10 protein-coding genes are annotated in these 12710 nt (G+C 63.5%); 5 read left to right on the plus strand and 5 right to left on the minus strand.

Translation table 11 applies throughout. The annotated features are described in order from the left end of the window. Positions 1–130 precede the first annotated feature (130 nt). Positions 131–2176: a PhoX family protein gene (locus HU736_RS12085; RefSeq protein ID WP_186697586.1), complete on the plus strand. Its 2046-nt coding sequence runs from the start codon at positions 131–133 to the stop codon at positions 2174–2176. A gap of 70 nt (positions 2177–2246) precedes the next feature. On the opposite strand, the gene gspK is transcribed toward HU736_RS12085, so the two are convergent. Then, a complete protein-coding gene (gene gspK, locus HU736_RS12090) occupies positions 2247–3209 on the minus strand; it encodes a type II secretion system minor pseudopilin GspK (RefSeq protein ID WP_186697584.1) in 963 nt (320 codons plus the stop codon). A 145-nt stretch (positions 3210–3354) separates the two neighbouring features. On the opposite strand from gspK, the gene tatA reads away from it, so the two are divergent. Genes tatA through tatC form a run of 3 tightly spaced genes read left to right on the plus strand, consistent with a single transcriptional unit; the run spans position 3355 to position 4618 of the window. Next, on the plus strand, positions 3355–3588 hold the full coding sequence (tatA, locus tag HU736_RS22050; RefSeq protein ID WP_347402101.1) for a twin-arginine translocase TatA/TatE family subunit: 234 nt from the start codon (positions 3355–3357) through the stop codon (positions 3586–3588). Continuing rightward, positions 3588–3878 carry a Sec-independent protein translocase protein TatB gene (gene tatB / locus HU736_RS12100; RefSeq protein ID WP_101317037.1) on the plus strand — a complete coding sequence of 97 codons (291 nt, stop codon included), beginning with the start codon at positions 3588–3590 and terminating at the stop codon, positions 3876–3878. Before tatA ends, tatB begins: the two co-directional genes overlap by 1 nt. After that, the gene (gene tatC, locus HU736_RS12105; protein WP_186697582.1) at positions 3875–4618 is read left to right on the plus strand and encodes a twin-arginine translocase subunit TatC; all 744 of its coding nucleotides are present in this window, start codon (positions 3875–3877) and stop codon (positions 4616–4618) included. Before tatB ends, tatC begins: the two co-directional genes overlap by 4 nt. 197 nt (positions 4619–4815) lie before the next feature. Here tatC and cutA read toward each other — a convergent pair whose 3' ends face one another. Next, positions 4816–5127 carry a divalent cation tolerance protein CutA gene (gene cutA, locus HU736_RS12110; RefSeq protein ID WP_103436248.1) on the minus strand — a complete coding sequence of 104 codons (312 nt, stop codon included), beginning with the start codon at positions 5125–5127 and terminating at the stop codon, positions 4816–4818. A 3-nt stretch (positions 5128–5130) separates the two neighbouring features. After that, the gene (gene purL / locus HU736_RS12115; protein ID WP_103436247.1) at positions 5131–9030 is read right to left on the minus strand and encodes a phosphoribosylformylglycinamidine synthase; all 3900 of its coding nucleotides are present in this window, start codon (positions 9028–9030) and stop codon (positions 5131–5133) included. Between the two features lie 242 nt (positions 9031–9272). Here purL and mltF point away from each other — a divergent pair, with 242 nt between their 5' ends. Next, on the plus strand, positions 9273–10730 hold the full coding sequence (gene mltF, locus HU736_RS12120; RefSeq protein ID WP_186697580.1) for a membrane-bound lytic murein transglycosylase MltF: 1458 nt from the start codon (positions 9273–9275) through the stop codon (positions 10728–10730). Positions 10731–10735: 5 nt separating this feature from the next. Here mltF and tadA read toward each other — a convergent pair whose 3' ends face one another. Beyond that, complete coding sequence (gene tadA, locus HU736_RS12125; RefSeq protein WP_101317025.1) at positions 10736–11221, minus strand: tRNA adenosine(34) deaminase TadA; 486 nt, start codon at positions 11219–11221, stop codon at positions 10736–10738. Then, positions 11221–12603 (minus strand): multicopper oxidase family protein, encoded by a 1383-nt coding sequence (locus tag HU736_RS12130; protein ID WP_101317023.1) that lies wholly within the window; start codon positions 12601–12603, stop codon positions 11221–11223. The genes tadA and HU736_RS12130 overlap by 1 nt, the downstream gene beginning before the upstream one ends. Between the last annotated feature and the right edge of the window lie 107 nt (positions 12604–12710).

Raw genomic sequence — 12710 nt, forward strand, 5'->3', positions numbered from 1 at the left:
TTGATCTGTAAAGACGTACTGGTAAGAACTGCTAGTTTTAAGCAGACCTTAATATTTCTGCCAAGGAATCATCACACTTGAGCACTACAGTCGCGGTTTCCTCCAACTCAGCCACTATAAGGACACCCTGATGAGTCGAGACACCGGCGACAACCTGGACCGCAACCAAAGCGGCAACCTGCCGATGGCCAGCGTCATGGACACTTACCTGAGCCGTCGCACCGTGATGCGCGGCAGCCTTGGCGCAGCCATCGCAATGATCGCCGGCACCGGTCTGACAGGCTGTTTCGACAGTGGTGGCGGTTCCGACAACGACTCGCCGTCGACCCCGGAGCCGGTCAAGCTCAAGCTCGGTTTCGACTCCATCGCCGGCTCGCGCACCGATGCCTGCGTCGTCGCTGCCGGTTACAGCGCATACGTGCTGGCGCCCTGGGGCACTCCGCTGAACAGCAACGCCAATCCGTGGAAGTCCGATGGCAGCAACACCTCTACCGACCAGGCCAACGCGATGGGCATGCACCACGACGGCATGCACTTCTTCCCTATCAACGGCAGCTCGGATGACGGCCTGCTGGCGATCAACTTCGAGTACATCGATGCCGCCGCACTGCACCCGGCCGGCCCCACCACCGACGGCAGCGGCAAGCGCCCGGTGGAAGAAGCACGCAAGGAAATCAACGCCCACGGCGCCGGCGTGGTCCGCCTGAGCAAGGTCAGCGGGCGCTGGCAGGTGGTCGACAACGACCCGCTCAACCGCCGCTTCACCACGGTGTCGCTGATGGATATCGCCGGACCACTGCGCGGCAGCGACCACGTCAAGACCAAATTCTCCCCAGCCGGTACCCAGTGCCGCGGCACCAACAACAACTGCGGCAATGGCTACACGCCGTGGGGCACCTACCTGACCTGCGAAGAAAACTGGCCAGGCATCTTCGTCAACACTGCGACCCGCCCGGCGGATCAGGTGCGCATCGGCGTCAGCGCCACCCGTGGCCAGTACCGCTGGGAAACCTGTGCCGGTGATGCCAGCGAAGTGGACGATGAATTCGGCCGTTTCAACATCACCCCAAGCGGCGCCAGCGCCACTGACGACTACCGCAACGAAGCCAGCACCTACGGCTACATCGTCGAGATCGACCCATACAACGCCAGCACCCTGGCAGTGAAGCGCACCGCATTGGGCCGCTTCCGCCACGAGGGCTGCTGCCCGGGCCTGCCGGTCGCGGGCAAGCCGCTGGTCTGGTACACCGGCGACGACTCCAACAACGAATACCTGTACAAGTTCGTCTCCGACGCGGTCTGGGACCCGGCGGACGCCACCCCGGCCGATCGCCTGGCTACCGGTGCCAAGTACATGGACCAAGGCAAGCTGTACGTGGCCCGCTTCAATGCCGACGGCAGCGGCAACTGGCTGCTGCTCGACGTCGCCACCGCCACCACCGGCGGCAGCACCCTGGGTGCGCTGTTCGGGGACCTGCCGGGGATCATCATCAATACCCGCGGCGCCGCCGATGCTGTTGGTGCAACGCCGATGGACCGCCCTGAGTGGACCGCGGTACACCCGGTCAACGGTGACGTCTACCTGACCCTCACCAACAATAGCGCGCGCACTGCGGACAAGGTCGATGCCGCCAACCCACGCGGGCCGAACCGTCATGGCCACGTGATCCGCTGGCACGACAGCGACGACCAGTTGAGCTTCAACTGGGACATCTTCGTGTTTGGCGCCAACGCTGCCGGCACTGCCGATATCAACCGCTCCGGCTTGACCGAACTGAACCAGTTCGCCAGCCCCGATGGCATGAGCTTCGACAGCCGCGGCGTACTCTGGATCGAAACCGACAACGGCGAGTCGACCCTCACCGACTACACCAACGACCAGTTGCTGGCGGTGATCCCGACCGATCTGGTCGATGCTGCTGGCAAGCAGATCCCGGTGAACGCGCAGAACCAGTCAGCCCTGCGCCGTTTCTTCGTTGGCCCGAACGGCTGTGAAGTGACCGGGATTGCCTTTGCCCCAGACAACAAGTCGATGTTCGTCAACATCCAGCATCCGGGCAACTGGCCGTACAACGATGTCGCTACCGACGCCACTCCGGCAGGTGCCACGGTGCGCCCGCGAGCTTCGACGGTAGTCATTCAGCGTAATGATGGCGGCGAGATCGGCACTGCCTGATCGAACCTGAGCAACGCCCCGGTTGCAGCGCCGCCCTGGCACTGCGACCGGGGCGTTCTCGATTGTGGGCTCACAACAACGGTTCGCGCGCCTTGACGCGCACCTGCTGCGCCGGCACCCGCGCATGCCACTGCACCACACCCAGAGCCTCGATCTGCAACTGACTGCGCAAGCTCAACCCCTCTTCCTCGAACGACAGCTGCAACAGGTAATGGCCGCTGTTGAGCAGCAAGCCCTCACTCAAGCGCTCGAACGTTTCATCATCGACCGCACCCAGCCCCTGGCGCAGATCCGCTGCATCGGCATAACCGGTCGCAGGCCGGCCACTGACAATGCGGCTGAGCAGTGAACGCGGATACTTGCCTTCGTACAACGCATCGAGCAGCTCCAGGTGTTCCAGGCCCAAGGCGTTGGCGTTCAAGCGCCAGCCGCTGGTCTGCGCGATCGCACACAACATCGGATAGCGGCGCTGGCGGGTCGCGTCCGGCTCCAGCAGCAGGTTCAGTTCGCTGCTGTCGAGCATCGGCTGATTGGCCGCCAGCCGCGGTGGCTGCTGGCGCAGATACTGGGCACTTTCGGCGCCTTGCAGGAGGGCATCGCTGTCACTGTCGAGCCAGTCCGCCAGGCCGTGCACCAGCCGTTCGGCCGCCATGTTGTCGCCCAGCAAGTAGCGCAGCTGGCGCTCGGCGCGCGCGGCGTCGTTGCCAAGCAGGGCATTGACGTTGAAACAGGTGTGCTGATCGCGTACCCGCAACTGCGCCGTGCCGCCGGCAAAATCGTAATTCAGTGGCTGCCCGCGCAGGGCCTGCCAGAACAGCGGGCTGAGCCGCCAAGCGGGATCGCGCAGGGCTTGTTTGGCATAGGCCAGACCGGCCTGTTGCATCGCCCGCGCCTGCACCCGCTGCTGCAGCAGGCGCACTTCATCGACCTGACGACGGCCACCTTCGACCAGCCAGGTCAAGCCCGCAGCCAGCATCGCCAGCGCCACCATGACCATCAACAGTGCCGCACCCTGCTGTTGCTTACCGCCCATTGCCGCCTGCCTTTTCATCACCGAAAGCCGCCAGTCAACACCGTGCGTGTTGCAGGCAGATGGCAGCCGTTCCACCGTCATCCAGGCGTCATCTAGGACAGGCAGGATTGCTTCTCTTTTCATGGCCTTACAGGAGTGCGCTGACATGGGTGGTATTGGAATCTGGCAACTGGTGATCGTGCTGTTGATCGTGTTTCTGCTGTTTGGCACCAAGCGCCTCAAGGGCCTGGGCAGCGATGTCGGCGAGGCGATTCAGGGCTTTCGCAAATCCATGGGCGGCGATACCAATGCCAACAACGCTGCCAATGTTCAGGCCGAGCAGGCGCCAACGCTGAACGGGCAGAGCGTGCCGCAGGCGCACACGGACCGTCAGGCCTGATGTTCGAGATCGGCTTCACCGAGCTGATGCTGGTCGGCATCGTCGCCCTGCTGGTGCTCGGCCCCGAGCGCCTGCCGGTGGCGGCGCGCGCGGTCGGCCGCGTGCTGGGCCAGGCCCGTCGCGCGATGCACACGCTGCGCACCCAGGTCGAACGCGAGATCGACCTGCCGGCACTGGACAGCGCGCCGCTGCAACGCCTGGAACAGGATCTGCGCCAGGGTATCCGCCTCGACACGCAGCCGGCCAATGATGCCGCTGCGCCGGTCATCGCCAAGGAGAATGCATCATGAGCATTGCTGTGCCTGAGCAGCCTCGCATGCCGATCACCGAGCATCTGCGCGAACTGCGCAAACGCCTGCTGCGCGCCCTGCTGATGATCGGCCTGCTGTTCGCCGCGCTGTTCCCGTTCGCGCAGACGCTGTACACGCTGATTTCCGAACCGCTGCGCAGGTACCTGCCGGAAGGCACCAGCATGATTGCCACCAGCGTCACCTCGCCGTTTCTGACGCCGTTCAAGCTGACCGCGATGTGCGCGCTGTTCGTGGCCATGCCATTGCTGCTGCATCAGGCCTGGGGCTTCATAGCGCCCGGCCTGTACCAGCGCGAGCGGCGCATCGCCCTGCCACTGCTGCTGTCGAGCATCGTCCTGTTCTACAGCGGCATGGCCTTCGCGTTCTTTCTGGTATTTCCGATGATGTTCGGCTTTTTCGCCAGCGTGACGCCTGATGGCGTGGCGATGATGACCGACATCAGCCTGTATCTGGATTTCATCATGGCGCTGTTCCTGGCGTTTGGCCTGGCGTTCGAGATCCCGGTGGCGACCTTCATCGTGGTCTGGGCCGGTTTGACCGATGTGGCGACGCTACGCAAGAGTCGGCCCTACGTGATCGTCGGCTGCTTTGTGGTGGGGATGATCCTGACGCCGCCGGATGTGTTCTCACAGACGATGCTGGCGGTGCCGATGTGGATCCTGTTTGAAGTCGGGCTGTTGGCCTGCACTTCTCTACCCAAGTCACGCAGCCGCGACTGAGGGGACTGAGGCGCTTACGGCAGGACAGGTTGCCTGCTCCCAGTACCCGGCGAGGGCTCACATGCTAGCGCTGCGCCACTTTCCTGGCCTGCAAAGCGGGATCGCGGCAAACCCGGCTACGGTGAATGAATGTGCCTGAACGTGAAAAGCCCTGGCAGTTGCCCGCCAGGGCTTTTCATTGGTACGACAACGACAGCTCAGAAGTCAGCCAATGGCCAAACCTCATAAGCAGGCGTTTCGTACGGGTGGCTGTGCTTCAAGGCAGTGACAACCTGCTGAATCAGCTCGTCGGCCACCACCAGCTCGACCTTCCACTCCTCGACCTGCTCGACCTCGCCAGCCTGCCCGAGAAACGGCTGGCTGCCGGCCATCGGCCGGAACTGGCCTTGGCCAAGGGTCTGCCAGGCGCAGTGCTCATAGCCACCGATACGGCCGCCACCGGCGGCAAACACGGCGGCCTTGACCACTTCGACATGGCTGGCCGGGACGAAGAAGGCGAGCTTGTACACCGCTTAGTTCACCCAAACCCGCGCGTTGCGGAACATGCGCATCCACGCCGCATCTTCCTGCCAGTCGTCTGGACGCCACGAGTTCTGCACTGCGCGGAATACCCGCTCAGGGTGCGGCATCATGATCGTCACGCGGCCATCGCGGCTGGTGAGACCGGTGATGCCACGCGGTGAGCCGTTCGGGTTGGCCGGGTAGGCTTCGGTGACCTTGCCGTGGTTGTCGACAAAGCGCAGCGCCACGCAGCCAGACTGGTCGGCTGCAAGCAGCGCGGCCGGGTCGGCGAACTCGGCGTGGCCTTCACCGTGGGCGATGGCTATCGGCATATGCGAACCGGCCATGCCCTGCAGGAAGATCGAGTTGGACTTCTGCACCTCGACCATCGCCACACGGGCTTCGAACTGCTCGGAGCGGTTACGCACGAAGTGCGGCCACAGCTCGCTGCCCGGGATCAGCTCGTGCAGGTTGGACATCATCTGGCAACCGTTGCACACCCCCAGGGTGAAGCTGTCGTCACGCTCGAAGAATGCCTGGAAGGCATCCCGCGCGCGGCTGTTGAACAGCGCCGACTTGGCCCAGCCCTCACCGGCACCGAGCACGTCGCCGTAAGAGAAACCGCCGCAGGCAACCAGGCCTTTGAACGCTTCCAGGTCAACACGACCGGCGAGAATATCGCTCATGTGCACGTCGACGGCGTTGAAGCCGGCACGGTCGAACGCCGCAGCCATCTCAACCTGGCCATTGACGCCCTGCTCACGCAGGACTGCCACTTGCGGGCGGATGCCTTTTTTGATGTACGGCGCCGCGATGTCATGGTTGACGTCGAAACCAAGCTTGACGTTCAGGCCTGGGTTGTCTTCAACCAGCAGGCCGGCGTATTCCTGATCAGCGCAGTCGACGTTGTCACGCAGGCGCTGGATCTGATAGCTGGTCTTGGCCCACTCGCGCTGCAGCTGGCCGCGATCACCGGTGAATACCGCTTCGCCGGCGAGCTTGATCAGCACTTCGCTGTTGTTGATCGGCTGACCGATCACGGCCACGCAATCCTCGCCCAGGCCAGCAGCGCTGAACTGCGCCAGCACGTCCGGGGTGGCATCCTGGCGAACCTGGATGACCGCGCCGAGCTCTTCGTTGAAGAGAATCGCCGCGACTTTTTCGCGCTTGCTGGTCAGGGTGTCGAGTTCAAGGTCCAGACCGCAATGGCCGGCGAAGGCCATTTCCAGCACGGTGGTCAGCAGGCCGCCGTCGGAACGGTCGTGGTAGGCCAGCAGGTGACCATCGGCGTTGAGGCCCTGGATCACGGCGAAGAAGGCCTTGAGGTCTTCAGCGTCGTCGACGTCCGGTGCTTGCGCAGCCAGCTTGCCGTGGGTCTGCGCCAGGATCGACGCGCCCATGCGGTTTTTGCCGCGGCCCAGGTCGATCAGGATCAGGTCGGTTTCGCCCTTGTCCATGCGCAATTGCGGGGTCAGGGTCTGGCGTACGTCGACCACCGGGGCGAAGCCGCTGATGATCAGCGACATCGGCGAGGTCACGCTTTTTTGCGCGCCCTGCTCGCTCCACTGGGTCTTCATCGACATGGAGTCCTTGCCCACTGGAATGGTCAGACCCAGCTCAGGGCACAGTTCCATGCCGACGGCACGGACGGCGTCGAACAGGCGGGCATCTTCACCCGGGTGGCCGGCAGCCGACATCCAGTTGGCCGACAGTTTGATGTCGGACAGCTTGTCGATGCGTGCAGCAGCCAGGTTGGTCAGCGCCTCACCGACCGCCATGCGGCCGGAGGCCGGGGCATCCAGCAGGGCCAGCGGGGTACGCTCGCCCATCGCCATGGCTTCGCCGGTGTAGACGTCGAAGCTGGTCGCGGTTACGGCGCAATCCGCTACCGGAACCTGCCATGGGCCGACCATCTGGTCGCGTGCAACCAGGCCGGTGATGGTGCGGTCGCCGATGGTGATCAGGAAGCTCTTGCTGGCCACCGCCGGGTGGTGCAGCACGCGCTCAACCGAGTCGGCCAGGTCCAGCGTGCTTGGGTCGAACTCATCGCCAAGCTCTTCTTCGCGAGTGACCGAACGGTGCATGCGCGGCGGCTTGCCGAGCAGGACGTCGAGCGGCATGTCGACCGGGGTGTTGCCAAAGTGGCTGTCGGTAACAGTCAGGTGCGGTTCGGCAGTGGCTTCGCCGACCACCGCAAACGGGCAGCGCTCACGTTCGCAGATGGCCTTGAAACGCTCGAAGTTGGCCGCATCGACCGCCATCACGTAACGCTCTTGCGATTCGTTGCTCCAGATTTCGTGCGGGGCCATGCCCGGCTCGTCGTTGGGCACGTTGCGCAGTTCGAAGCGGCCACCACGACCACCGTCGTTGACCAGTTCCGGGAAGGCGTTGGAAATGCCGCCCGCGCCGACGTCATGGATGAAGGCGATCGGGTTGTCGTCGCCCAGCTGCCAGCAGCGGTCGATGACTTCCTGGCAGCGGCGCTCCATTTCCGGGTTTTCCCGTTGAACGGAAGCGAAGTCGAGGTCAGCCGAGCTGGCGCCGGTGGCAACCGACGACGCCGCGCCGCCACCGAGGCCGATCAGCATGGCTGGGCCGCCGAGCACGATCAGCTTGGCGCCCACGGTGATCTCGGCCTTTTGCACGTGATCTTCACGAATGTTGCCCAGGCCGCCGGCCAGCATGATCGGCTTGTGGTAGCCGCGCACTTCTTCGCCGTGAGGGGTCTGGATCGACTGCTCGAAAGTACGGAAATAGCCGGTCAGGGCCGGACGGCCGAATTCATTGTTGAACGCGGCGCCGCCGAGCGGGCCTTCGACCATGATGTCGAGGGCGTTGACGATGCGCTCTGGCTTGCCGTATGGCTTCTCCCACGGCTGTTCGAAGCCTGGGATACGCAGGTTGGACACGGTAAAGCCGGTCAGGCCAGCCTTGGGCTTGGCGCCGCGACCGGTCGCACCTTCGTCACGGATCTCGCCACCAGAACCGGTGGACGCGCCGGAGAATGGCGAAATGGCGGTCGGGTGGTTGTGCGTCTCGACCTTCATGAGGATGTGCACCGGCTCCTGCACCGCGCCGTACTGGCGGGTTTCAGGGTTCGGGAAGAAGCGCCCGGCCACGCTGCCGACGATCACCGAGGCGTTGTCCTTGTAAGCCGACAACACGCCTTCGCTGTGCATCTGGTAGGTGTTCTTGATCATGCCGAACAGGCTCTTGTCCTGCGCCTGGCCGTCAATGTCCCAGGTGGCATTGAAGATCTTGTGTCGGCAATGCTCGGAGTTGGCCTGGGCGAACATCATCAGTTCGATGTCGTTCGGGTTGCGCTTGAGCCCCTGGAAGGCGTTGACCAGGTAATCGATCTCGTCTTCGGCCAGGGCCAGACCGAGGTCGATGTTGGCCTGTGCCAGAGCTGCACGGCCACCGCCGAGCACGTCGACCGAGGTCATCGGCTTGGGCTGGGCATGGCTGAACAGATCGCCTGCCTGCTCCAGCTGGGTCAGCACGCGCTGGGTCATGCGGTCATGCAGCGCGGCGGCAACTTCTTGCGCGTCGGCCTCGCTGAGGTCGCCGGCCACGTAGAAGGCAATGCCGCGCTCCAGGCGCTGAATGCTCTGCAGGCCGCAGTTATGGGCGATGTCACTGGCCTTGCTGGCCCAGGGCGAAATCGTGCCCAGGCGCGGCACTACCAGGAACAGGCGACCAGTCGGCTCTTGTACCGGCACGCTCGGCCCGTACTTGAGCAGACGGGCCAACACTTGCTGCTGGTCGGCGGTCAACTCACCATCGACGTCGGCGAAGTGGGCAAATTCGGCATACAAGCCGGTAACAGCGGGGACTTTCTGGCTCAGTTGCTCGAGTAGCTTACCGTGGCGAAAGGCAGAAAGGGCAGGAGCGCCGCGCAGGATCAACATCGTCGGGACAGCCTCAGGAAGGGGTGTGCTTAGAGGCCGTGCATTCTAGCGTAATTCGCGCGATTGGGCACCCGCTGCAAGGCAATGCTGCCGGGCGGCTGAACCGGACTCCGGGGTCAGAAAAGTCGGGGCTTTTTGCCGGTTTTGCTCGGCCATCAATAAATCCCTGGCCAATCTGCTAGCAGACCTGCCCAACGTTGTCGAGATATGGCAGTTGCGGCCCTTTGCGTATACTGCAAGCTATGTTCGCCCCCACTGCTTTGCGCAAGCGTTGCGCCCAATGGCTCTTCGCAACCGGCCTCTTCCTGATGCTCGGTGCCTGTGTTGAAAAACCCAGCACTCTCGAGCGCGTCAAGGAAGACGGCGTGCTGCGCGTGATTACCCGCAACAGCCCGGCCACTTACTTCCAGGACCGCAACGGAGAAACCGGCTTCGAATACGAGCTGGTCAAGCGTTTTGCCGATGACCTAGGGGTGAAGCTGGAGATCGAAACCGCCGACAATATCGACGAAATGTTCGATCAACTTGGCAAACCGTCCGGCCCGGTACTGGCAGCGGCGGGCCTGGTCAGCAGCGAAAAGCGCAACATCCAGGCAAAATTTTCGCATCCGTACCTCGAAGTCACCCCGCAGGTCATCTACCGCAATGGCCGCTCGCGGCCAACCCAGGCCAAGGGCCTCATCGGCAAGAAGATCATGGTGCTCAAGGGCAGCAGCCACGCCGAGCAACTGGCAGCGCTGAAAAAACAGTTCCCGACCCTGGAATACGAAGAATCCGACGCCGTTGAAGTAGTCGACCTGCTGCGCATGGTCGATGAAGGCCAGATCGACCTGACTCTGGTCGACTCCAACGAGCTGGCGATGAACCAGGTGTACTTCCCCAATGTACGGGTTGCCTTTGACCTGGGCGACAGTCGTGATCAGCGCTGGGCAGTCGCCGCGGGCGAAGACAACAGCCTGCTCAACGAGGTCAACGAGTTCCTCGACAAAGCACAAAAAAACGGCACCCTGCAGCGCCTCAAGGATCGTTACTACGGCCACGTCGACGTCCTCGGTTACGTCGGCGCCTACACCTTCGCCCAGCATTTGCAACAGCGCCTGCCCAAGTATGAAAAGCACTTCAAGGCCTCGGCCAAGGTCGAGCAGGTCGATTGGCGCCTGCTTGCGGCAATCGGCTATCAGGAGTCGATGTGGCAGCCTGAGGTGACCTCCAAGACCGGCGTGCGCGGGCTGATGATGCTGACCCAGCGCACCGCGCAGGCGATGGGCGTGTCCAACCGGCTGGATCCCAAGCAGAGCATCACCGGCGGCGCCAAGTACTTCATGCTGGTCAAGGAACAGCTCGACGACAGCATCAAGGAGCCGGACCGTACCTGGTTCGCCCTGGCCGGCTACAACGTCGGCAGCGGCCACCTGGAAGACGCCCGCACCCTGGCCAAGCGCGAAGGGCTGAACCCGAACAAATGGCTGGACGTGAAGAAGATGCTGCCGCGCCTGTCGCAGAAGCAGTGGTACAGCAAGACCCGCTATGGCTACGCCCGCGGCGGCGAGCCGGTGCATTTTGTCGCCAACATCCGCCGTTACTACGACATCCTGACCTGGGTGACCCAGCCGCAACTCGAAGGCCAGGTCGCCGAGGGCAACCTGCATGTGCCAGGGGTCAACAAGGACAAGCCGGCGGAACAGTCACCGCCGATGTAACCGGCTCAGCTCGAAGCTTTTGCCCGCCGCGCCTTGAAGAAATCGCTGAGTATCTGCCCGCATTCCTGCGCCAGCACCCCACCTTCGAACAGCACCCGATGGTTGAGAAAGCCCTGGGTAAAGAACTGCCCCTGGCTCTGCACGATCCCCGCTTTCGGTTCCAGCGCCCCATACACCACCCGCGCCACCCGCGAATGAACGATCAAACCTGCGCACATACTGCACGGCTCCAGGGTCACGTACAGCGTGCTGCCGGGCAGCCGGTAGTTGCTGGCCGCCTGCGCTGCGGCGCGAATGGCGACCATCTCGGCGTGGGCGCTGGGGTCGCTGTCGGTGATCGGTCGGTTGAAGCCGCTGCCGATCACTTCGCCACCCTGCACCAGCACCGCGCCAACCGGCACTTCGCCCAACGCCGCACCTTGTGCAGCCAGCTCCAGGGCCATCTGCATAAAGGCCTGATCACGGCTGCGATCGATAATCTGCGCGCGCATCAGACCACCGCAATCGCGGCCATCAGGCCGGTTTCCATGTGGTCGATGACGTGGCAATGGAACATCCAGGTACCCGGGTTATCAGCCACCAGGGCCACCTGGGCGCGCTCGTTCTTGCCCAGCAGGTAGGTATCGGTGAACCACGGCTCGGTGATTTTGTGCCGGTTGGAGCTGAGCACCTTGAAGCTCATCCCATGCAAGTGAATCGGGTGCTGGTACTGGGTCATGTTCTTCAGCTCGAAGATGTAGCTCTTGCCCTTTTCCAATGTGGCGATCGGGCGGTCGGCGCAGGTCTTGTCGGTGATGTCCCAGGCCTTGCCGTTGATCTGCCAAAGGCTAGGCGGGCGGCCGCTGTCGGTATCGACCGAGACCTTGCCGACCCACTCGAAATTGAAGTTGATCTTCTCGGCGTTGGCCAGGTCTGGTTCGGCGATCGGGTTGGCCGGTAATGCCGGCGGCCATTCGCCGGGGGCGTCGCTGCTGGCAACCGAGCGCAGGGTGCCGAGGCGCACAAAGCCGTCGCGCAGGGAGATCTCCTCACCGGCTTCAGGGATGCGGATCGCCAGGCAGATGCGCATGCCAGGGCCCAGCCAATAGTCATCGTCCAGTGGCCGCGGCGTGACCGGGTTGCCATCGAGGGCGTAGATCATCGCCTCGCAGTTGCCACGCAGGTTGATGCGGTAGGTCCAGGTATTGTCGAGGTTGAGCAGGCGCACGCGCACGACCTGCCCGGCCGGCAGCTCGGTGACCGAGTCGGCCTGGCCGTTGATGGTGATCAAGCGCCCAGCGGTGCCATTGCGCGCAGCTTCACGGGGGATGCTGAACGGCAGCCACCCGCCCTGCTCGTCGACGTGCCAGTTTTTCAGGCTCAGCGTGCGCTCATGCTTGAAGCCGGTGGGCTCGCGCTCTTCGACGATCAGTGGGCCGACCAGGCCTCGACCAAGCTCCTCGGAGCTGCTCACGTGCGGGTGATACCAGTAGCTGCCGGCGTCCGGCACGCGGAACTTGTAGTCGAAGTACTCGCCGGGCTTGACCGGCAGTTGCGAGACATAGGGCACGCCGTCCATTTCCAGCGGCAGGCGGATACCGTGCCAATGGATTGTGGTTTCGACCGGCAGGTGGTTGATGAAGCGCACCCGCAGCCAGGTGCCCTGGCGGACCCGCAGCTCGGTGCCCGGCGCCGATGGGCCAAAGGCCCAGGCCTCGGTCTTGAATCCCGCTACCAGCTCGACTTCAAGCGGCGCGGCGATCAGCTCGTAGTCATGTCCGGCGTTGTCGTCCTCGACCTTGCCCAGCCAGTAGCGCGCTGCGCCTCCAGCGCCCAGGCCAACCACGACCAGGCCAGTCAGGCCCTTGAGCATTTGTCGACGGGTAAAGGACATCGGTGGAGGTACCTCGTTATACGCGATCAGTCTGCCAGCACGGGGCGGGCAATGAAGGGCGAATACGATACACCTGCAAATGCGAAAGATTAAGTGAAGTGTTGCTG

It is taken from the genome of Pseudomonas shirazensis (genome assembly GCF_014268785.2).
Taxonomy (GTDB): Bacteria; Pseudomonadota; Gammaproteobacteria; order Pseudomonadales; family Pseudomonadaceae; genus Aquipseudomonas; species Aquipseudomonas shirazensis.

Bases quoted from the DNA above. Each gene is read 5' to 3' on its own strand.
- HU736_RS12085 (WP_186697586.1), top strand. From the start codon at position 131: ATGAGTCGAGACACCGGCGACAACCTGGACCGCAACCAAAGCGGCAAC.
- gspK (WP_186697584.1), bottom strand. From the start codon at position 3,209: ATGGGCGGTAAGCAACAGCAGGGTGCGGCACTGTTGATGGTCATGGTG.
- tatA (WP_347402101.1), top strand. From the start codon at position 3,355: ATGGGTGGTATTGGAATCTGGCAACTGGTGATCGTGCTGTTGATCGTG.
- tatB (WP_101317037.1), top strand. From the start codon at position 3,588: ATGTTCGAGATCGGCTTCACCGAGCTGATGCTGGTCGGCATCGTCGCC.
- tatC (WP_186697582.1), top strand. From the start codon at position 3,875: ATGAGCATTGCTGTGCCTGAGCAGCCTCGCATGCCGATCACCGAGCAT.
- purL (WP_103436247.1), bottom strand. From the start codon at position 9,030: ATGTTGATCCTGCGCGGCGCTCCTGCCCTTTCTGCCTTTCGCCACGGT.
- mltF (WP_186697580.1), top strand. From the start codon at position 9,273: ATGTTCGCCCCCACTGCTTTGCGCAAGCGTTGCGCCCAATGGCTCTTC.
- tadA (WP_101317025.1), bottom strand. From the start codon at position 11,221: ATGCGCGCGCAGATTATCGATCGCAGCCGTGATCAGGCCTTTATGCAG.
- HU736_RS12130 (WP_101317023.1), bottom strand. From the start codon at position 12,603: ATGTCCTTTACCCGTCGACAAATGCTCAAGGGCCTGACTGGCCTGGTC.